The following is an 18,801-nucleotide window of genomic DNA, read 5'->3' as shown; positions in this document are numbered from 1 at the left end:
TCTGATCAGTGCGTGGACTGGGTATGGTCCTGCTCTACATACACCTTGAGGGTCTGGAACTCCTCAATCGCTCGCGGGCCGCACAGATAGCCGTAACCGCTGCCCTTGACGCCGCCTTCCTCGAAGTCCTCGCTGATGGCTCCCCAGGTGTTGATCCATACAGTGCCGGTGCGGATGCGCCGGGCGATCCGGCGGGCCTTCATCGAGTCCGAGCTGAACACCGAGGCGGCCAGGCCGTAGATGGTGGCGTTCGCCTTGGTCACGGCGTCGTCCTCGTCGTCGAAGATCTCGAACGTCTGGACCGGACCGAAGACCTCTTCCTGCACGATCCGAACGTCGGTGCGGTCCACCTCGATCAGGCTCGGCCGGTAGAACGCACCGGTGGCCAGGGGGCCGTCGGTGACCACGCCGCCGCGCAGCAGTACCGTGCCGTACGAGGTGGCTTCCTCGACGATCGCGTCCACCCGCTGGGCGGACGCCCTGTCGATCACCGGGCCGAGCTGGGCATCCTTGTCGTCACCCGAGCCGAGCCGCACCTGCGCGAGCGCGTTGGTGAGTCGGGTGCGCACCTGGTCGGCGATGTCCCGGTGAACCAGTACGCGGGAGCCGGTGCAGCAGAACTGCCCGTTCATCAGCACCAGCGACTGCACCACGGTCGGGATCACTATGTCCAGATCGGAGTCGGGAAGGACCACCATCGGCGCCTTGCCGCCCAGTTCCAGACCGAGCCGCTTGAGCGTGGTGGAGGCCGCGGCCGCGATACGGCGCCCGACCGGCGTGCTGCCGGTGTAGTTGATCACGTCGACCTTGTCCGAGGAGACCAGGAACGGGGCCCCGGTGTTGCCGGACTCGGTGAACACGCTGACCACGCCCGCCGGGATCTCCGTGACCGAGGCCAGGACCTGCGCGAAAAGCTCATTGGTCAGCGCCGTCTGAGCCGGAAGCTTGACCACGACGGTGCAGCCGGCGGCCAGCGCCGGGCCCAGCGCCCGCACGGTCAGCATGATGGGGGAGTTCCAGGGAGAGATGATCCCGGCGACACCGAGCGGTTCGGGCACAGAGTGGGTGTACTGGCCAGGTGCCGTCTCGGCGGCGCGCCCGGCGTTCTGGGTGCGCGCAGAGGCCGCCGCGTACCGCAGCCATCCGACCGCACCACTGACCTCCCACGTGGTCTCACCCAGCAGCTTGCCGTTCTCCTGGGACAACATGGCCGCAACCTCGGGCACCCGGGCCTCGAGGGCGTCGGCCAGCCGACTGAGCGCGGTCGCCCGAAGCGAGGGAGTGCGCGACCATTCGGTGGTCTCGAACGCGGCGGCGGCGGCGTCCACGGCGGCCGAGGCCTCGGCCTGGCCACCGTCGTAGAACGAGCCGACGACTGTGCCGTCGGCCGGGTTGATCGATTCCAGAACCGAGCCGGAGCCGGTCCACTGTCCGTTGATCCAGTGCTGCGCGATGGTGTTCACAGTGTGCTCCTCGTGGTCTCGCCCGGGTACCGGGCGGTTTCGATGTCTCCACGAGAATGGCTCGGTCACCGTGCAGACAGCCTCCGTCAGCTGACTGACATCCGGCCGACGGCTCGCTGAGAAGCCGTTGTCTTTCCGAGGATGGCGGGTGTGTTTCCACAGGATTTCGAGCATGGCCGGATGCGCGATCCGCGGACCGAGAACTCGTTCGAAGGCGGGGTGGATTCCGGTGAGTAAGCCGCTGATGAGGTGGCTGATGTGGGTGGCTTCACCGGCGAGGTCGTCGTCGAATCCGACGAGGACCCGAGCTCGGCCGAGGCTTCATCACCGACATCGACCCGGCGCAGGGTGTGCGGCATGGTGCGGGCGGCGAAAGGCGATGATGAATGCTCCTCCGTTTCAACCTTTCTGATCGGCCAGCACATACTCCGCGAACCGCGCGACGGCGAGGACCAGGTCGTCCGAGTGCCGTGGCCCCACGATCTGGAGACCGACGGGAAGCCCGGCAGCGGTCTTCCCCGCCGGAATACTGATCGCAGGTTGCTGCGACAGGTTGAACGGGTAACTGAACGGCGTCCACTGCGGCCAGCTTGTGGCCGAAGAACCCGAGGGAACGTCGTAGCCGGCCTCGAACGCGGGAATCGGCATGGTGGGGGTGATCAGCACGTTGTGCGTCAGGTGGAATGTGCCCATGGTGATGCCCACAGCGGCAGCGACCGCGCGCGCGTCGAGATACTCGACAGCACTGAGTGTTTCACCGCGCTCCCACACCCGGCCGAGTCCAGGGTCGACTTTGTCGCGGGCGCCGTCGGGGAAGTTCTTCAACATCGCGGCGGCGCCGGACGCCCACAGCACCTCGAACGCGTCGAGTGGGTCGTCGAACCCGGGATCGGCTTCCGTGACGATCAGGCCGGCGTCGGCGAGCCGGCGCACAGCGCGGTCGACGATGTCGCCGACCTCGGGATCGACCGACACGTAGCCGAGCGTCTTCGAATACGCGACACCGAGACCGACGACCTCACGATCCAGTGCCCCGCGGAACGTCATGACCGGCGGTGCGAGCGCGGTGGGGTCGCGTGGGTCGGGCAGCGACAGGATGTCGGTGAGCAGGGCCGCGTCCTCGACGGTTCGGGTGATCGGTCCGGCGTGCGCGAGCGGGCCGAACGGGCTCGCCGGAAACAGCGGGATGCGGCCGTGGGTGGGTTTGAATCCGACGACACCGCAGAACGCCGCCGGGATGCGGATGCTGCCACCTCCGTCGGTGCCCACCGAGCAGGGTCCGAAGCCGGCGGCGACTGCTGCGGCGCTCCCGCCGGAGGATCCGCCTGCCGTCTTCGTCGTGTCGACGGGATTGCGGGTGATCCCGTGCAGCGCGGAGTCTGTCACGGCCTTCCAAGCGATCTCCGGGGTGGTCGTCTTGCCGACGAACACCATCCCGTCTTCCCGTAGTCGGGCGACGACAGGGCTGTCGACGTCCCATACCTGGTCGGGATCGACGGCCTGTGAACCTCGCAATGTGGGCCAGTGTTTCGTGAGGAAGATGTCCTTGATCGAGATGGGCACTCCGTCGAGCAGGCCCTTGGCGTATCCGGTGCGCCAGCGTTCCTCGGAGAGTCGCGCCTGTTCGAGGGTGCGTTCTTCGTCGACGAGGCAGAACGCGTTGATGTCGCGGTCGCGCGCGGCGATGTCGTCGAGGACGGCCCGGGCCGCTTCCACCGGGGACAGCTCACCCGCGGAAAAGGCAGTCACCAGTTCGACGGCGGTCATGTCGGTGGGCTTCAAGCTGCCTCCCTGATGCTCGGGCCTGTTACCGGGTGTGCGGCCTCAGGTACTCGGCACGTAGCCGAGATGCTTGTCGACGACGTTCTCGAGTTCTCCGTTGGCGCGCCACCGCTGGAAGTTGTCGACGAACACGTCGACCAGCGCATTTCTCCATCCGGCGAAGTCGCCGGAATTGTGCGGTGTGATCATGACATTCGAAATATCCCACAGTGGATGTTCCGGGGGGAGTGGTTCGGTGTCGACGACGTCGAGTGCGGCTCCGGCGAGTTCACCGGATTGCAGTGCGTCGACCAGATCGTCGGTGCGGACGAGATCGCCGCGTCCGACATTGATGAAGCGCGCGCCAGGTTTCATCGCGCGGAACAGGTCAGCGTCGAACATGTTGCGTGTCTGTTCGGTCAGGGGTGCGGCCACGACCACGAAGTCGGCGTCGGCGAGTGCGTCGGGAAGGTCTTCGGTGGCGGTGACGGTACCGAAGTCCGGGTCCTGGTCGCGTGCGCGTCGCCCCGACCCTCGAACCTGCATGCCCACTGCGGTGAGCAGGCGTGCGATCGCGCGACCGATAGGACCGGTCCCGACGACCAGCGCGGTGCGTCCGGTGATGCGTTCGGATTCGCGGTGCCGCCACGTGTGTTCGCGCTGGAGCCGGAGTGATTCCGGGAGGCCCTTCGCGAACGAGAGGATCTGTGCGAGAACGTATTCTGCGATCGGTTGATCGAACACGCCCCGGGAATTGGTGACGGTGACGTCGCTGTCTCGCAGAGCGGGGAACATGAGGGGATCCACGCCGGCCGCCGCCACATGCACCCAGTGCAGTGACTCGGCGGCGTGCCATGCTTGGGGGAGTGCATCGGTGAGGAAGTCGTAGACGAACAGCACGTCGGCGCCCGCTAGTGCGGTCGCGAGACCGTCGCTGTCGGTGTAGCGAATCTCGGCGTGCTCGGCTACCGAGGCCAGAAGCGCCGTGTCCGGCACGGTCTCTGCATGGAGTACTGCCACCACAGGATTCACTGTCACGATTGACACCGTATGAGTGCATCGTATTATTGTCAACAATCCTCGTATGGTGGTGTCTTCGGGTAGAAGCAGAGGACCCTATGGAATTGAACATCCCCGAATTCGAGGGGCCCCTCGCGCAACGGGGCATCGGCATCATCGCACCGTTCGATCTCGCGCTCGAACGCGAACTGTGGCGCTGGACTCCGCTCGAAGTGAGCCTGCACCTTGCGCGCACACCTTTCCAACCCGTTGCGGTGAGCAGAGCGATGGCCGAACTCGTGTCCGATCGACGTCACCTCGTGGCCGCAACCCGCGACATTCTGCAGGTCGAGCCGGAAGTGGTTGCCTACCTCTGTAGTTCCGGGTCCTTCATCAGGGGTGTGGGATTCGAGAAGACGCTGTGCGACGCGATCTGCGAGGCCGGTGCGCCCGCAGCGGTGACGACCTCGGGGGCGCTACTCGAAGCACTCCGTGAACTGGGTCTGACCAAGATCTCGGTGCTCACCCCGTACGACGAGGAGTTGACACTGCTCCTGCACGACTTTCTTGCCGAAGCCGGAACCGATGTCGTGCGGTCTCGGCATCTCGGCCTCGGGGGAGGCATCTGGAAGGTCAACTACCGCACGATCGCCGAACACATCATCGGGGCCGATACCCCCGACTCCCAGGCCATCTTCGTCAGCTGCACCAACCTGCCGACCTACGACCTGATCGCACCGTTGGAACGTGAGCTCGGAAAACCGGTGCTCACGGCAAACCAGCTGACGATCTGGGCGTGCCTCGGGCGGATGCAGTTGCCGATGACCGGGCCGGGCCAGTGGTTGAGAGGTGTCTTCTGATGCGAGGTGTTCCAGGTGCGTGAGAGTCCGACGGTGGGGATCATCTACCCCGACCATGCAGCGGAGGACGACTATCCGTTCGCCGCAGATCTCCTCGGCGTCCGGATTCCCGTCGCCCACATCTACGGCACCGATCTGCACGCGGTGCCCGAGCTGCTCGACCTGGGCAGCCCGAGCAAACTCGCCGCTGGGGCAGCGAAGCTCGCGCCGGAGTCGCCCGACGTCGTCGTGTGGGCGTGCACGTCCGGGAGTTTCGTCTACGGACCCGACGGTGCGCGCAACCAGGTAGCCGAGCTGTCGGCGGCGGCAGGAGACATCCCGGCGTCGAGCACCAGTTTCGCGTTCGTCGAAGCACTGCGTGTACTCGGTGGACAGAACAACCACAGCGCGACACGTGTCGCGATCGCGGCGAGCTACCCGCGCGACGTCAGTGAGCTGTTCGTCGAATTCCTGCGTGCCGCGGGGATCGACGTCGTCTCGTTCACCGGCGCGGGCATCGAGACCGCAGCGCAGGTGGGCACTCTCACCCCGGATGAAGTGCTTGCCCTCGCCTCGGACAACGACCACCCCGACGCGCAGGTACTTCTCGTTCCCGACACCGCCATGCACACGCTGAGGTTCCTGCCCGAGATCGAAAAGCAGGTCGGCAAGCCGGTGCTCACTGCCAACCAGGTCTCGGTGTGGGAGGGGCTTCGCCTCGCGGGATATACATGTGTACGCCCGCAGCTGGGCACACTGTTCGAGGAAGGTATCGATCATGGCGCTCGGTGATCTCGGAGATCTCCAACCTGTGGCCCAACCGTCGACGGCGGAGTTGATCGCTGATCAATTGCGGTCGGCCATCGTCCGCGGCGCCATCGAACCGGGCGCGCAGCTCGGTGAGGCCGAACTCGCGACACGTTTCGCCGTGTCGCGGGGGCCGTTGCGCGAGGCCATGCAGCGTCTCGTGTCGGAGGGACTGCTCTACAGCATCCGGAACCGCGGCATCTTCGTCACCGAACTGACCTTCGACGACGTCGTCGACATCTACAACAGTCGCCGCGTCATCGAGGGCGGCGCGCTCGATCTCGTACTCGACGGACGACGTGAGGCCACGTGGCGCGACCTCGGCGCAGCGATCGATGCGATGCGCGCCGCCGCACAACGCGGTGACGCCGGCGGTGTCTCCGATGCGGACCAGATGTTCCACGAGGTCCTCGTTGCCGGCGCGTCGAGCCCGCGGCTGATCCGGTCGGCGCGCACTCTGCTCGTCGAGACCCGCATGTGCCTCGGGGCGCTGCAGACCACCTATCGCGACCTGCAGGTGCAGGTCGACGAGCATGTCGCGCTGCGCGACGCGATCCGTACCGCCGAGCCGGACGTTGTGCGCAAACTCCTCGTCGAACATCTGCACGACACCGTCGATCGGCTCAGGGGTCAGGATCTCACGGGATAGGAGTGACGACCTCCGCCTCGCCGAACGTCATCTTCAGATCGGGGATCGACGACGTGACCAATGCGCGTCGAGGCAGACCCAGGCCGCGTAGCTCCTCAGCGATCGGATGGGTGCCCAGCTGCAGCGTCGCGCCGCCGATCCGGGTGCGCACACCGCTGGGATTCATGTCCCACGTCGTCCGACGCGTGACGCCGTCGAGGTGCGAGTACGCGGCCAGCGACGCGGCGATGCCCTTGCCGGGAACGGGGAGGCCGGGGGTCACCGACATCTCCGCGATCAGCGCTCCGTCGCAGTTCACACGTCCATGCTTGGTGTCGCTGTGATGGTCGGTGTCGAAATCGGCCAGGATCTTCGGGAAGCCCCAGATACCCCGGCCCGCTGCGCGTGTGAACTCTCCGTCGACCGGCAACTGATGGATCAGCGCGCCAGCGCCTCCGGTGGCGAGGTCGCGCAGGTCTTGCAGTACGCCGCCGCCGCGCCGTGCGTGGTCGCGCACGAGGAAGCAGACTCCGAACTCGTTGTACGGGCCGAGGTCGCCGTCCACGTAGTCGACGAACACGAGCGTGCACAGTCCGCGGCCGGGCCGGTGCTGCAGGAGCTCGAGTCCGGTGTGGTCGATCAGCGGCTGAGCGGGGGAGACGGGAACGGAGAAGACGGCCATGAACGCCGTCGCCGTGCGCACCTGCACCGGCATCTCGACGGGAGTGCCCAGCACCATGTGAACCTCACTCATGACTGCAATGAGAACACGTTCTAGTCGTCAGTGGAACCCTCCCACGACGGAGCGAGTGGTACACCCGTCTCGATGAATCGATCGGGTGTACCACTCGCTCGGAAGGGGAAGGCGGGGAAGGGAGCGTGGGTAGAGCGGTCAGCTGGGCGCGCCGAGGTTCATCTCGTCCGGATGCGCGCCTACGCGATTGCCGTTGTCGAGGGTGTCGATCTCGCTGAGATCGAGGTCGGACAGTTCGAAATCGAACACGTCGATGTTCTGGGCGATGCGCGCGTCGTGGACCGATTTCGGGATCACGATCAGCCCGTTCTGCAGATGCCACCGAATCAGCACCTGGGCCGCGGTCTTGCTGTGACGATCGGCGATCCGGTCGATGACGGGGTCGGTGAGCAGGGTGTTGGGCTTCGAATTCGACCCCCAGCCGGAGTTGCTGGTGCCGCCGAGCGGGCTCCACGATTCGACCGCGATCCCGTGCTCGGCGGCGGCCCCGCGGATCGCATGCTGAGGCAGGTTCGGGTGTAGCTCCACCTGGTCGACGGCGGGCAGCAGCCCGCCGCGGTCGACGAGCAACTGCAGGTGGTGCGGCTCGAAGTTGCACACACCCACGGCTTTCGCCCGTCCGGATTCGACGATCTTCTCGAGGGCGTCCCACGTGCGCAACAGACGATCGTTGTCCTGGAGCGGCCAGTGGATCAGGTACAGGTCGACGTAGTCGGTGTCCAACTTTTTCAGGCTCGAGTCGAATGCCTTCAAAGCAGAGTCGTAGCCCTGGTCGGAGTTCCAGAGCTTGGTGGTGACGAAGATGTCCTCACGTGGAACCGACGTGCCCGCGAGTGCGCGGCCCACGCCCTCCTCGTTGCCGTACGCGGCGGCGGTGTCGATGTGTCGGTAGCCGGCGTCGTCGATTGCGAATCGGACGGCGTGCTCGGTCTCGTCGTTCGTGGCCTGCCAGACCCCGAGGCCCAGCTGAGGGATGGTGGTTCCGGAGTTCAGCGTGATGTCGGGAGTCGTCATGTGTACGAGGTTAACGAGACTTCAAGGGTCTCGACACCGATCGCACGTCGTGCCCGATCTCGCCATGAAGCCGTCGCTGATCGAATCCATTGATGTATTCGGCAACGGTGATCTCGATGTCGTCGATACCGTGCCGCGACCTTTCGTGTCATGGGGACATGACGAAGCCCGCCGCGACGACATCGACGTGTTCCCGCTCCAGCTGCTCGAGCGGCCGATTGCAGTGTCGGCGCTCGAGGGCGCGGTCGCACTGTGAGCCGCGATGCAGACCAGCGCATCGTCGACGTCCTGCACGCCATCGACCGATGCACGCGGTACGTCGGCGCACTCGATGATGGCGACGCTGATGTCGCCGAGATGGCTGAAGATGCGATCGGTGAGGTCGCGGCAGCTACTCGAGTCCGAGTCGGACCGTCCACCTCTCGACGTCACGTCGGCTCGTCAGCTGCACGATCGGCAGTTCGGGACGCCGCTCGAGCACTTCGCGGATGCGCTCCGGGAAGAGCCCGTACGTCGACCACGCCCAGCGGATGATGTGCGTGCGGTCAGTGAAGATCGTGTGCAGACCTGGTTCGATGTTGCCGTTCCACAGCACCTCACGGTGGATGCGTCGCCGTAGCGTCCGGCGCACCACCTGCCGCATCACCGTGGAGCGGGGAAGGTCGAGCCACACCATCAGATCCGCGCGGTCTGCCAGCAGCGGACGCACCACCGTGTACTGCCACTCGGTCACCCAGTGCGGCTTCGCGGTGAAATCCTCGACGTCGGCGACGAACGACGGCCGCGGCGTCCAGTTCGGTCCGTGATGCAGCCCGTCGATCTCGATGTGTTCGATGCCGAGCGCGTCACCGATCCGGGCGGAAAGTGTCGTCTTCCCCGAGCCCGACGCCCCCGCCACGACGATGCGGCAGGGGCGATCGGGGAGTAGCGCGGAGGCGTCGAGAAGTGGCACCGCGGCAGGTTAGCGCAGTCAGGCAGAGACGGCGAGCAGATACTCGCGCGGTTGCCCGAACAGCTGCGCGGTTCCGTGTGCGCGCTTGAAGAACAACTGTGTGTCGTGTTCCCACGTGATCGCGATGCCGCCGTGCAGCTGCACCGCCTCGGACGCGACCTGCTCGAACGCTTCGGAGCAGTAGATCTTCGCCGCGTAGGCATCCTGCGGATCCTGCGACAGCGCCGCCGCGTACGACATGGATCGCGCGGTCTCCACGAGCGCGTACATGTCGGCCATGCGGTGTTTGAGTGCCTGGAACGAGCCGATGACGCGCCCGAACTGCTTGCGGTTCTTCGTGTATTCGACCGTCAGATCCAGTGTTGCCTGCGCGGCACCCACCTGCTCGGCCGAGACCGCGATCACCGCCGCCGTCCGCAGTCGCTCCACCAGATCGTCGGTCGACGACAACCGGCGCGCGGACACAGCAGAGAACGACACCTCCGCCAGCGTGCGGGTGGGGTCCATCGTCGGAACCCTGCGACGGACTACCCCGTCGGCCGTCGGATCCACCTCGAACAGCGCTGTCGTGTCACCGTCGGCGGCGATCACGAGCAGGGTTGTGGCGATGTCGCCGCCGAGGACGTAGTGGGCGGTGCCGGTGAGCACGTCGCCGTCGGCGACCACGCCGGGCCGATGCCATCCCGCTTCCGACGCCCAGCACACTGCAACGACCTCGCCGGCCGCGATGCTCGGCAGCAGCCGCGCTGCGGCGTCGGTGTCGCCGGACAACAACACCGCCTGCGCGGCGAGCACGGCCGAGCCGAGGAACGGGGACGGAGTCAGTGTGCGACCGAGTTCTTCGAGCACGACGTGGGTTTCGGCCCACGACGCGCCCACACCGTCGTACTCCTCGGGAATCGCGAGCGCCGCGACCCCCACCTGCTCGACGAGCCGCGACCACAGATCCGGGTCGTAGCCGTCAGGGGTGTCGATCGCTTTGCGAACCGCCGCGGAGTCGGAATGCTTCGCGAGCAGGTTGCGCACCGACTCCCGCAGTGCCGCACGGTCCTCGGTTTCGAACGTCACGACGCCACTCCGCTCTCGAGAGCTGCGACGACGCGTGAGCGATGGAAATCAGGTGTGCCCCACGCGGTGACGAGTGCGCGTGTCTTGGTGATCCACAGCGACAGATCGTATTCCTGGGTGTATCCGATCGCGCCGTGCACTTGCAGTGCCGTGCGTGCCGCGAGGTAGGCGGCGTCGCCGCACGCGACCTTCGCGGCCGACACGTCGCGCGACGCGGTGGGTAGACCGTCCCGCACCGCGAGCGCCGCGCCGTGCAGTAGCGGGCGCGCCATCTCGAGCGCCACAGCGACGTCGGCGAGGTGATGCTTGATCGCCTGGAACGAACCGATGACGCGGCCGAACTGCTTGCGCTGCTGCACATACTCGACGGACGTGTCGAGCAATGTCCGGCCGAGGCCCTGCAGCTGCGCGGCGGTCGCGAGTGCGCCCAGGTCGAAGGCTGCGTCGAACGAGGTGGACCCCAGGGCCTGACCGGGCGACACCTCGAACAGGCGACGCGCGAGATCCACCGACGCGTGCTGCTCACCCGCGGTGGCCGTGGAGACGGCCTCTCCGTCGACGTGCAGGACGAGATCGACGGAATCGGCGTCGACCGCGAACGGCGTGTGCGGCGCCGCGGCGACCGTCGCAAGCGACCCCGCTGCCAGTGCCGCGAGACGCTCGGGGGCGACTGCTGCGAGCAAAGTCGGTGCGACCGCGACAGTTTCGACGACCGGACCCGGAACGGCATGCCTGCCGAGCTGCTCGAGCGCGACGACGAGATCGACCGCGTCGGCGCCGAGACCGTCATGTTCTTCGGTGATGAGCAGCCCGTTGACGCCGGTCTCGGCGAGCCGCTGCCACACCTTCAGGCCGGGCGCGGTGTCGCCGGTGTTCCACGCGCGGATGACGGCGGGCATGTCGGACTTGGTGAGGAGCGCGTCGATGCTCGACGCGAAGTCCTCGTGGGACTCATCGAGTGCGAATCTCATCGGTCACCCTTCGGGAGGCCGAGCAGCCGCTCAGCAATGACGTTCTTCTGGATTTCGTTGGTGCCGGCGTAGATCGGGCCCGACAGTGAGAACAGGTAGCCGTCGGTCCAGTTGTCGACGATCTCCGCGTGCGCGCCCTGCAGGTCGAGGGCGGTCTCGTGGGTTGCGATGTCCCACTCCGACCAGAAGACCTTGTTGATCGACGATTCGGCGCCGAGTTGTCCGCCGTTGGTGAGCCGGGTGACCGTGCCCCACGTCGACAGCTCGTAGGCGCGGGCACCGATCCACGCGTCGGCGACCTTGTTCCGGAGCGCCGCGTCGCCGTGGAGCGGCGACTTCGAGTACTGCGCCAGTAGCCGGTCGGTGGTGGCGAGGAACCGTCCGGGCGCACGCAGCGACAGGCCGCGCTCGTTCGACGCTGTGCTCATCGCAACGCGCCACCCCGCGTTGACCTCACCGATCACGCCGGACTCGCCGGGCTTCGACGGGTCGTCGGGGACGAACACGTTCTCGAGGAAGATCTCCGCGAAGCCGGGTTCGCCGTCGAGCTGGTCGATCGGACGGACGGTGACGCCCTCGGAACGCAGATCGAACATGAAGTACGTGATGCCCTTGTGGCGCTGGGCTTCCGGGTCGGACCGGAACAGGCCGAAGCCCATGTCGGCGAACGACGCCCGCGAGCTCCACGTCTTCTGCCCGTTGAGCAGCCAGCCGCCGTCGACCTTCGTGGCGGTCGAGCGCAGTGACGCGAGGTCGCTGCCCGATTCGGGTTCCGACCAGGCCTGCGCCCAGATGTCGTCGGCGCGTGCCATGCGCGGCATGATGCGTTCGAGCTGTTCGGGTTTCGCGTGCTCGAACAGAGTGGGGGCGAGCAGGAAGATGCCGTTCTGGCTCACCCGACCGGGTGCGCCCGAGCGGTAGTACTCTTCCTCGAACACGACCCACTGTTCGAGCGTCGCGTCGCGGCCACCGAGCGATTCGGGCCACGAGACGACGGACAAGCGCGCATCGGCGAGGAGTGCTTCCCACTGCCGGTGCTCTTCGAAGCCCTCGGCGGTGTCCATCGACTTCAGGGGGGTCTTCGGGACGTTCTCCGCGAGGAACGCCCGCACTTCGTCGCGGAAGGCGAGGGTAGCGGCGTCCAGTTCGAGATCCACTACTTGCTCCCCTCGGCCGGACGGGCGCTTGCCGCCATCGATTTGGCATCCATACCGCCGAGCGAATCGGTGCCGACCTCGGCGTTGTAGGAGTGCGCGAAGTGATGCAGACCGAAGACCGAGTCCATGCCGTTGCGCATACCCATCTGGTCCTCGCACTGGTTGACGGCGCGCTTGGTCAGGGCCAGACCGAATCGCGGCATCTCGGCGATGCGCCCGGCCAGTGCGAGCGTCTCGGTCTCGAGGTCGTCACGCGTGACGACGCGGCTGACCATGCCCACCTCGTACGCACGCTGCGCGGTGAACCGGTCGCCGGTGTAGAGGATCTCCTTCGCGAACCGGGTGCCCAGGATCCACGGGTGGGCGAAGTACTCGACACCCGGAATGCCCATGCGTACCACGGGATCGGAGAAGAACGCGTCGTCGGAGGCGACGATGAGGTCGCAGACCCACGCGAGCATGAGGCCACCGGCGATGCAGGCGCCCTGGACCATCGCGATGGTCGGCTTGGGGATCTCCCGCCAGCGGCGGCACATCCCGAGGTAGACCTCCATCTCGCGGGCGTAGCGCTGGTCGCCGCCCGGCTTGTCGACGTGGTCCCACCACATGACGGCCTTGTTGTCGTAGTGCACGTGGTGGTCGCGGCCGGGGGTGCCGAGGTCGTGGCCTGCGGAGAAGTGCTTGCCGTTGCCGGCGAGCACGATCACCTTCACCTCGTCGTCCTGGACTGCCTTCTCGAAAGCGGCGTCGAGAGCGTAGGTCATCACCGAGTTCTGCGCGTTCCGGTAGTCCGGCCGGTTCAGAGTGACGATGGCAACGCCGTCACGCACCTCGTAGGTGACGACATCGGGCTCGAATGGGACGGTCATGACTTCTCCTCACGCAGAACGTTCTTCAGGACCTTGCCGGATGGGTTGCGGGGTAGGTGGTCGACGAATCGCACCGACCTCGGCCGTTTGAAATTGGCCAGCTTCTCTTTGGAATACGCGATCACGTCGTCTTCGGTCGGCGAACTTCCGTCCAGCGGGACCACGAACGCCCGGCCGACCTCACCCATGCGCTCGTCGGGGACGCCGATCACCGCGACTTCGTGGATGCCGGGCATGGTCAGCAGTGTCGCTTCGATCTCGGCCGGGTAGACGTTGAATCCGCCGCTGATGTACATGTCCTTGAGCCGGTCGGTGATGTCGAGGTAGCCGCGCTCGTCGAGGGTGCCGACGTCGCCGGTGTGGAGCCAGCCGTCGGAGTCGATCGTCTTCGCGGTGGCCTCGGGGTCGTCGAGGTAGCCGAGCATCACATTGGGGCCGCGCAGCAGAATCTCGTCCTTGTCGCCGATGCGCACCTCGAAGTCGGCGGTCGCGCGTCCGGACGAGGTCGACACGGTGACGGGGTCGTCGTCGGTGCGGCACATCGTCGCGACCACGGCCTCGGTCTGCCCGTACGCGGTGAGCACCGCGTCGAAGTTCAGCTCGGTCTGCATGCGTTCGACGAGCGAGACCGGAACGGGCGCGGCGCCGGTGACGGCGATCCGCAGGTTGCTCAGGTCGAAGTTGCCGCGGCGGGGGTGGTCGAGGATGCCCTGGTAGATGGTCGGCGCGCCAGGCAGGACGCTGATGCTCTCCTCGGAGACCATCGCCATGACCTTCTCGACGTCGAACACAGCGAGCGGGACCACCGTCGAGCCTGCGAGCAGGGCGGCAACGAACCCGGCCTTGTAGCCGAAGCTGTGGAAGAACGGGTTGATGATCAGATAGTTGTCGTCGACCGTCAGTTCCGCGCACTCTGCCCATGCCTGCGCGACCCCGATGCATTGCCGGTGCGCGCTGAGCACGCCCTTGCTCTTGCCGGTGGTGCCGGAGGTGAACAGGATGTCGGAGATGTCATCCGGCCCGACAGCTGAGGCGCGGGTGTCTGCCTCGGTGCGGGAGGTGTCGGTGGCGGCGGCGAGGAAGTCGTCCCAGTCGAGGACGCCGTCGGCGGGAGCGTCGATCCCGCCCACCGGGACCCGCACGACCGTGGGCACGGCGAGATCCGGTGCGGCCTCGCGAAACTGCGCGTAGCGGTCGGTGCCGAGGAACTCGCCTGCGACGACGAGCGCTGCGGCATTCACTCGTTCGATGATCTCGGCCGCTTCGCTGCCGGTGTAGCGGGTGTTGATGGGAACGACGACGCCGCCTGCCCAGTGCACACCGAGAGCTGCGATTTCCCAGTGGTACGTGTTGGGTGACCAGATCGCGACGCGCGCACCGGGTTCGATGTCGCGGGCGACGAGCGCGGCCGCGAAGTCCCGCACGCGGGTGTGCAGTTGTGCGAAGGTCAGTCGGCTGTCGCCGTCGACGATCGCGAGCCGGTCCGGCCGGGTGCCGGCGGCGTCGGCGAGGGCGGCCGGCGTGGTCCTCGGATGTGTCTTCACTGAGCTCCCTACCTAGCAATTGCTTGGTAGGTTATCGTACAGACGTGCAAGAGAGCGAGAGCCTGGAAAATACCGAGTACGCGGCGACCGTGCGGGCGTGGCTCGAGGAGAACCTGACCGGCGAGTTCGCCGCGCTCAGGGGCAAGGGCGGTCCCGGCAGCGAGCACGAGTTCTTCGAACAGCGGCTCGCGTGGGATCGTCACCTCGCCGAGGCCGGATGGACCTGCATCGGCTGGCCCACCGAATACGGCGGACGCGGCGCCACCATGGAGGAGCGAGTCACCTTCCACACCGAGTACGCGAAGGCCGACGCGCCCGCCCGCGTGAACCACCTCGGTGAAGAACTGCTCGGCCCCACCCTCATAGCGTTCGGAACCGAGGAGCAGAAGGCGCGATTCCTCCCCGGGATCCGCAACGTCACCGAACTGTGGGCCCAGGGCTATTCCGAACCGGGCGCCGGATCCGACCTCGCCAACGTCTCGACCACCGCGCGGCTCGAAGACGGCAAGTGGATCATCAACGGCCAGAAGGTGTGGACGTCCCTCGCCCACGTCGCGCAGTGGGCGTTCGTGATCGCGCGCACCGAACCGGGCTCGACACGTCACCAGGGCCTGAGCTTCCTGCTCGTCCCGCTCGATCAGCCCGGCGTCACCGTCCGGCCGATCCAGCAGCTCACCGGAACCTCCGAATTCAACGAGGTCTTCTTCGACGACGCGGTGACCGACGCCGACCTCGTCGTCGGCGAACCAGGTGACGGCTGGAAGGTCGCGATGGGTCTGCTGACCTTCGAACGCGGCGTCTCCACCCTCGGCCAGCAGATCGGCTTCGAACGAGAACTCGACGGTGTCGTCGACCTCGCGCGGGCCAGTGGATCGCTCGACGACCCCAACATCCGCGAGAAGATCGCCCGTGCCCGCGTCGGGCTGCGCGTGATGCGCGCCCACGCCCTCCGCACCCTCGGCGACGCCGATCCCGGACAGGCCTCGGTCGCCAAGCTCTTGTGGGCCAACTGGCACCGCGACCTCGGCGCCCTCGCCATGGAGGTCCAGGGCGCCGCATCGCTCATCGGCCCCGACCACGATCACGCGGGCACCCCGTCGAACATCACCGACCCGGAACATCTCGAGCTCGCCGAATGGCAGCGGCTGTTCCTGTTCACCCGCGCCGACACCATCTACGGCGGATCCAACGAGATCCAGCGCAACGTCATCGCCGAGCGGGTGCTCGGCCTTCCCCGAGAGGCTCGTCCGTGACCACCACGCCCCAGACCACTTCACCCCTGTCGGTCCCTCCGGTCGAAACCCCGGGACACGGACTGCTCGCCGGCAAGAAGGTCGTCGTCACCGCGGCCGCCGGAACGGGCATCGGCTTCTCATCGGCCCGGCGTGCCCTGCTCGAAGGCGCCGACGTGCTGGTCTCCGACTTCCACGAGCGTCGCCTCGGCGAGGCCGCAGACAAGCTTGCTGCCGAGTTCCCGGAGCAGCAGGTGCACTCCATCGTGTGCGACGTGTCGTCGACCGCGCAGGTCGACGCGCTCATCACCGGAGCCGCCGAACAGCTCGGCCGCATCGACACGCTCATCAACAACGCCGGTCTCGGCGGTGAAACCCCCGTGGTCGACATGACCGACGAGCAGTGGGATCGCGTCCTCGACGTCACCCTCACCAGCACCTTCCGCGCCACCCGTGCCGCACTGCGCTACTTCAAGGAGGCCGGGCACGGCGGCGTCCTCGTCAACAACGCCTCGGTCCTCGGCTGGCGGGCCCAGCATTCGCAGGCGCACTACGCTGCCGCGAAGGCCGGCGTCATGGCCCTCACCCGATGCTCGGCGATCGAGGCGGCCGAATACGGCGTGCGCATCAACGCCGTCGCACCGTCCATCGCGCGCCACGCGTTCCTCGCGAAGGTCACCAGCGAGGAACTGCTCGACAAGCTGGCCTCCGGCGAGGCGTACGGTCGTGCCGCGGAAGTGTGGGAGATCGCAGCGACTATTGCGATGCTGGCGAGCGACTACACCACCTACCTGACCGGCGAGATCGTGTCGATCTCCTCGCAGCGGGCCTAATAGTTCGAAAGGCTTTTCTCTCCATGACCCCACCTCGCGACGACTCAGCGAAGACCGGCCGCCGCGCCGAACTGCTCCACATCGCGGCCGACCTCTTCGCGTCACGCGGTGTCCGCGCTACCACGGTCCGCGACATCGCCGACGCCGCGGGGATCCTCTCGGGCAGCCTCTACCATCACTTCGACTCGAAGGAGTCGATGGTCGACGAGATCCTGCGAGCGTTCCTCGACGAACTGTTCGATCGGTACCGCAAGATCGTGGCAGCCGGCCTCGACCCGCGCGCGACCCTCGAAGCGCTCGTCACCACGTCCTACGAATCGATCGACCGATCGCACGCGGCCGTTGCGATCTACCAGGACGAGGCCAAGCACCTCGACGGCGACAAGTTCTCCTACATCGCCGAACTCAACACCGAGTTCCGCACACTGTGGTCGGGGGTACTCGAACGCGGCATCTCCGAGGGAGCATTCCGGCCCGACGTGGACGTCGACGTCGTCTTCCGTTTTCTCCGCGACACGGTGTGGGTCGCGGTGCGCTGGTATCGGCCGGGCGGAGCGCTCAGTGTCGAACAAGTTGCGCAGCAGTACCTTTCCATCGTTCTCGATGGACTGTCGAACCCGAACCCCGCATAAGGAGCAACAATGTCCGAGGCGTACATCGTCGATGCGATCCGCACTCCGATCGGTAAGAAGAACGGCAGCCTGGCTCCCGTTCACCCGATCGACCTCGGCTCGCACGTCATCAAGGCCGTCGTCGAGCGCACCGGCATCGACCCGTCGGACGTCGACGACGTCATCTTCGGCTGCGTCGACGCGATCGGCGGCCAGGCCGGCAACATCGCACGCATGTCGTGGCTGGCCGCGGGCCTGCCGCAGCACGTGCCCGGTGTCACCGTGGACCGTCAGTGCGGCTCGAGCCAGCAGGCCATCCAGTTCGGGGCGCAGGCGATCCTGTCCGGCACGGCCGACCTCATCATCGCCGGCGGCGTGCAGAACATGAGCCAGATCCCGATCTCCGCCGCGATGATCGTCGGTCAGCAGTACGGCTTCACCACGCCGACCGCCGAGTCGAAGGGCTGGGCCGAGCGGTACGGCAACGAGGAGGTGTCCCAGTTCAAGGGCGCCGAGATGATCGCCGACAAGTGGGACATCACCCGCGAGGACCTCGAGCAGTGGGCTCTGCAGAGCCACGAGCGCGCCAAGGCGGCCATCGCCGAGGGGCGCTTCGAGAAGGAAATCGTCCCGGTCGGTGAGTTCACCACCGATGAGGGCCCGCGCGAGACCAGCCTCGAGAAGATGGCCTCGCTCAACGTGCTCGTCGAGGGTGGACGACTCACCGCGGCCGTCGCCAGCCAGATCTCCGATGGCGCCAGCGCGCTGCTGCTCGCGTCCGACGAGGCAGTGAAGAAGCACGGTCTGAAGCCGCGCGCGCGGATTCACCACATGAGTGCCCGCGGCGACGACCCGATCTTCATGCTGAGCGCACCGATCCCGGCCACCCAGCATGCACTCGAGAAGACCGGCCTGACGATCGACGACATCGACCTGATCGAGATCAACGAGGCGTTCGCACCCGTCGTGCTCGCATGGATCAAGGAGATCGGCGCCGACCCGGCCAAGGTCAACGTCAACGGCGGCGCTATCGCGCTCGGCCACCCGCTCGGCGCGACCGGCACCAAGCTCATGGCGACCCTGCTCAACGAGCTCGAGCGCACCGGTGGACGCTACGGCTTGCTCACCATCTGCGAGGGTGGCGGCACCGCCAACGTCACCATCATCGAACGCGTCTGACGACACCTGCTCGATACTTCCCGCCCGCCCGTCGCTTCCCGCCGCTGCACCTCGCAGTTGCGCGAAGGCGACGGGCGCGCGCGATTCCTGTGCGTGTCCAGCGACGAGGTCTAACCTCGA

Annotated in this window: 19 protein-coding genes and 1 pseudogene; 8 read left to right on the top strand and 12 right to left on the bottom strand. The window is 66.8% G+C overall.

The features are described from left to right. Nucleotides 1-5: 5 nt before the first annotated feature. The 4 genes and pseudogenes from ACFWB0_RS03495 to ACFWB0_RS03480 all read right to left on the bottom strand — a co-directional run bounded on the left by ACFWB0_RS03495 (nucleotide 6) and on the right by ACFWB0_RS03480 (nucleotide 4,262). Nucleotides 6-1,463, bottom strand: coding sequence for an aldehyde dehydrogenase family protein (locus ACFWB0_RS03495; RefSeq protein WP_378489124.1), 1,458 nt, complete (start codon nucleotides 1,461-1,463; stop codon nucleotides 6-8). A gap of 159 nt (nucleotides 1,464-1,622) precedes the next feature. After that, nucleotides 1,623-1,831: pseudogene (locus ACFWB0_RS03490) on the bottom strand (IS110 family transposase); the annotation flags it as partial. 31 nt (nucleotides 1,832-1,862) lie between these two features. Beyond that, nucleotides 1,863-3,230 (bottom strand): amidase, encoded by a 1,368-nt coding sequence (locus ACFWB0_RS03485; protein WP_378489123.1) that lies wholly within the window; start codon nucleotides 3,228-3,230, stop codon nucleotides 1,863-1,865. Nucleotides 3,231-3,287: 57 nt separating this feature from the next. Further along, the gene (locus tag ACFWB0_RS03480; protein WP_378489030.1) at nucleotides 3,288-4,262 is read right to left on the bottom strand and encodes a D-2-hydroxyacid dehydrogenase; all 975 of its coding nucleotides are present in this window, start codon (nucleotides 4,260-4,262) and stop codon (nucleotides 3,288-3,290) included. Nucleotides 4,263-4,342: 80 nt separating this feature from the next. Between ACFWB0_RS03480 and ACFWB0_RS03475 the strand changes: the two genes are divergently transcribed. The 3 genes from ACFWB0_RS03475 to ACFWB0_RS03465 are packed head-to-tail and all read left to right on the top strand — an operon-like array spanning nucleotide 4,343 to nucleotide 6,518. After that, complete coding sequence (locus ACFWB0_RS03475) at nucleotides 4,343-5,083, top strand: Asp/Glu/hydantoin racemase (RefSeq protein WP_378489029.1); 741 nt, start codon at nucleotides 4,343-4,345, stop codon at nucleotides 5,081-5,083. Nucleotides 5,084-5,098: 15 nt separating this feature from the next. After that, entirely contained in the window at nucleotides 5,099-5,854 is a 756-nt protein-coding gene (locus ACFWB0_RS03470) for a maleate cis-trans isomerase (protein WP_378489028.1), read from the top strand. After that, nucleotides 5,841-6,518 carry a GntR family transcriptional regulator gene (locus ACFWB0_RS03465; RefSeq protein WP_378489027.1) on the top strand — a complete coding sequence of 226 codons (678 nt, stop codon included), beginning with the start codon at nucleotides 5,841-5,843 and terminating at the stop codon, nucleotides 6,516-6,518. The genes ACFWB0_RS03470 and ACFWB0_RS03465 overlap by 14 nt, the downstream gene beginning before the upstream one ends. Here ACFWB0_RS03465 and ACFWB0_RS03460 read toward each other — a convergent pair. Together ACFWB0_RS03460 and ACFWB0_RS03455 are read right to left on the bottom strand one after the other, a co-directional pair. Beyond that, the gene (locus ACFWB0_RS03460) at nucleotides 6,508-7,236 is read right to left on the bottom strand and encodes an acetoacetate decarboxylase family protein (RefSeq protein WP_378489122.1); all 729 of its coding nucleotides are present in this window, start codon (nucleotides 7,234-7,236) and stop codon (nucleotides 6,508-6,510) included. The two genes, ACFWB0_RS03465 and ACFWB0_RS03460, sit on opposite strands and share 11 nt — an antisense overlap. A gap of 153 nt (nucleotides 7,237-7,389) precedes the next feature. Further along, complete coding sequence (locus tag ACFWB0_RS03455; protein WP_378489026.1) at nucleotides 7,390-8,265, bottom strand: aldo/keto reductase; 876 nt, start codon at nucleotides 8,263-8,265, stop codon at nucleotides 7,390-7,392. A 49-nt stretch (nucleotides 8,266-8,314) separates the two neighbouring features. On the opposite strand from ACFWB0_RS03455, the gene ACFWB0_RS03450 reads away from it, so the two are divergent. After that, the gene (locus ACFWB0_RS03450) at nucleotides 8,315-8,521 is read left to right on the top strand and encodes a hypothetical protein (RefSeq protein ID WP_378489025.1); all 207 of its coding nucleotides are present in this window, start codon (nucleotides 8,315-8,317) and stop codon (nucleotides 8,519-8,521) included. Between the two features lie 135 nt (nucleotides 8,522-8,656). Here ACFWB0_RS03450 and ACFWB0_RS03445 read toward each other — a convergent pair whose 3' ends face one another. Genes ACFWB0_RS03445 through ACFWB0_RS03420 form a run of 6 tightly spaced genes read right to left on the bottom strand, consistent with a single transcriptional unit; the run spans nucleotide 8,657 to nucleotide 14,826 of the window. After that, the gene (locus ACFWB0_RS03445; RefSeq protein WP_378489024.1) at nucleotides 8,657-9,217 is read right to left on the bottom strand and encodes an AAA family ATPase; all 561 of its coding nucleotides are present in this window, start codon (nucleotides 9,215-9,217) and stop codon (nucleotides 8,657-8,659) included. 18 nt (nucleotides 9,218-9,235) lie between these two features. Further along, on the bottom strand, nucleotides 9,236-10,285 hold the full coding sequence (locus ACFWB0_RS03440) for an acyl-CoA dehydrogenase family protein (protein WP_378489023.1): 1,050 nt from the start codon (nucleotides 10,283-10,285) through the stop codon (nucleotides 9,236-9,238). After that, entirely contained in the window at nucleotides 10,282-11,256 is a 975-nt protein-coding gene (locus ACFWB0_RS03435; protein ID WP_378489022.1) for an acyl-CoA dehydrogenase family protein, read from the bottom strand. Before ACFWB0_RS03435 ends, ACFWB0_RS03440 begins: the two co-directional genes overlap by 4 nt. Further along, nucleotides 11,253-12,413: an acyl-CoA dehydrogenase family protein gene (locus tag ACFWB0_RS03430; protein ID WP_378489021.1), complete on the bottom strand. Its 1,161-nt coding sequence runs from the start codon at nucleotides 12,411-12,413 to the stop codon at nucleotides 11,253-11,255. Before ACFWB0_RS03430 ends, ACFWB0_RS03435 begins: the two co-directional genes overlap by 4 nt. After that, the gene (locus tag ACFWB0_RS03425; protein ID WP_378489020.1) at nucleotides 12,413-13,282 is read right to left on the bottom strand and encodes an enoyl-CoA hydratase; all 870 of its coding nucleotides are present in this window, start codon (nucleotides 13,280-13,282) and stop codon (nucleotides 12,413-12,415) included. Before ACFWB0_RS03425 ends, ACFWB0_RS03430 begins: the two co-directional genes overlap by 1 nt. Beyond that, nucleotides 13,279-14,826 carry a FadD3 family acyl-CoA ligase gene (locus ACFWB0_RS03420; RefSeq protein ID WP_378489019.1) on the bottom strand — a complete coding sequence of 516 codons (1,548 nt, stop codon included), beginning with the start codon at nucleotides 14,824-14,826 and terminating at the stop codon, nucleotides 13,279-13,281. Before ACFWB0_RS03420 ends, ACFWB0_RS03425 begins: the two co-directional genes overlap by 4 nt. Nucleotides 14,827-14,870: 44 nt before the next feature. Between ACFWB0_RS03420 and ACFWB0_RS03415 the strand changes: the two genes are divergently transcribed. Genes ACFWB0_RS03415 through ACFWB0_RS03400 form a run of 4 tightly spaced genes read left to right on the top strand, consistent with a single transcriptional unit; the run spans nucleotide 14,871 to nucleotide 18,681 of the window. Beyond that, on the top strand, nucleotides 14,871-16,079 hold the full coding sequence (locus tag ACFWB0_RS03415; protein WP_378489018.1) for an acyl-CoA dehydrogenase family protein: 1,209 nt from the start codon (nucleotides 14,871-14,873) through the stop codon (nucleotides 16,077-16,079). Then, nucleotides 16,076-16,891: an SDR family oxidoreductase gene (locus ACFWB0_RS03410; RefSeq protein WP_378489017.1), complete on the top strand. Its 816-nt coding sequence runs from the start codon at nucleotides 16,076-16,078 to the stop codon at nucleotides 16,889-16,891. Before ACFWB0_RS03415 ends, ACFWB0_RS03410 begins: the two co-directional genes overlap by 4 nt. A gap of 23 nt (nucleotides 16,892-16,914) precedes the next feature. Continuing rightward, nucleotides 16,915-17,523: a TetR/AcrR family transcriptional regulator gene (locus tag ACFWB0_RS03405; protein WP_378489016.1), complete on the top strand. Its 609-nt coding sequence runs from the start codon at nucleotides 16,915-16,917 to the stop codon at nucleotides 17,521-17,523. A 9-nt stretch (nucleotides 17,524-17,532) separates the two neighbouring features. Next, nucleotides 17,533-18,681: an acetyl-CoA C-acetyltransferase gene (locus ACFWB0_RS03400; RefSeq protein WP_378489015.1), complete on the top strand. Its 1,149-nt coding sequence runs from the start codon at nucleotides 17,533-17,535 to the stop codon at nucleotides 18,679-18,681. Nucleotides 18,682-18,801 lie beyond the last annotated feature (120 nt).

Origin of the sequence: Rhodococcus sp. NPDC060086, from assembly GCF_042730275.1 — a bacterium.
Lineage (GTDB): Bacteria > Actinomycetota > Actinomycetes > Mycobacteriales > Mycobacteriaceae > Rhodococcus.
Note: the sequence above shows the minus strand (reverse complement) of the source record. Positions and strands in the feature narration are given on the sequence as shown.

Coding starts and splice junctions, on each gene's coding strand:
- ACFWB0_RS03400 (WP_378489015.1), top strand. CDS start 17,533: ATGTCCGAGGCGTACATCGTCGATGCGATCCGCACTCCGATCGGTAAG.
- ACFWB0_RS03425 (WP_378489020.1), bottom strand. CDS start 13,282: ATGACCGTCCCATTCGAGCCCGATGTCGTCACCTACGAGGTGCGTGAC.
- ACFWB0_RS03435 (WP_378489022.1), bottom strand. CDS start 11,256: ATGAGATTCGCACTCGATGAGTCCCACGAGGACTTCGCGTCGAGCATC.
- ACFWB0_RS03465 (WP_378489027.1), top strand. CDS start 5,841: ATGGCGCTCGGTGATCTCGGAGATCTCCAACCTGTGGCCCAACCGTCG.
- ACFWB0_RS03405 (WP_378489016.1), top strand. CDS start 16,915: ATGACCCCACCTCGCGACGACTCAGCGAAGACCGGCCGCCGCGCCGAA.
- ACFWB0_RS03460 (WP_378489122.1), bottom strand. CDS start 7,236: ATGGTGCTGGGCACTCCCGTCGAGATGCCGGTGCAGGTGCGCACGGCG.
- ACFWB0_RS03475 (WP_378489029.1), top strand. CDS start 4,343: ATGGAATTGAACATCCCCGAATTCGAGGGGCCCCTCGCGCAACGGGGC.
- ACFWB0_RS03485 (WP_378489123.1), bottom strand. CDS start 3,230: ATGACCGCCGTCGAACTGGTGACTGCCTTTTCCGCGGGTGAGCTGTCC.
- ACFWB0_RS03455 (WP_378489026.1), bottom strand. CDS start 8,265: ATGACGACTCCCGACATCACGCTGAACTCCGGAACCACCATCCCTCAG.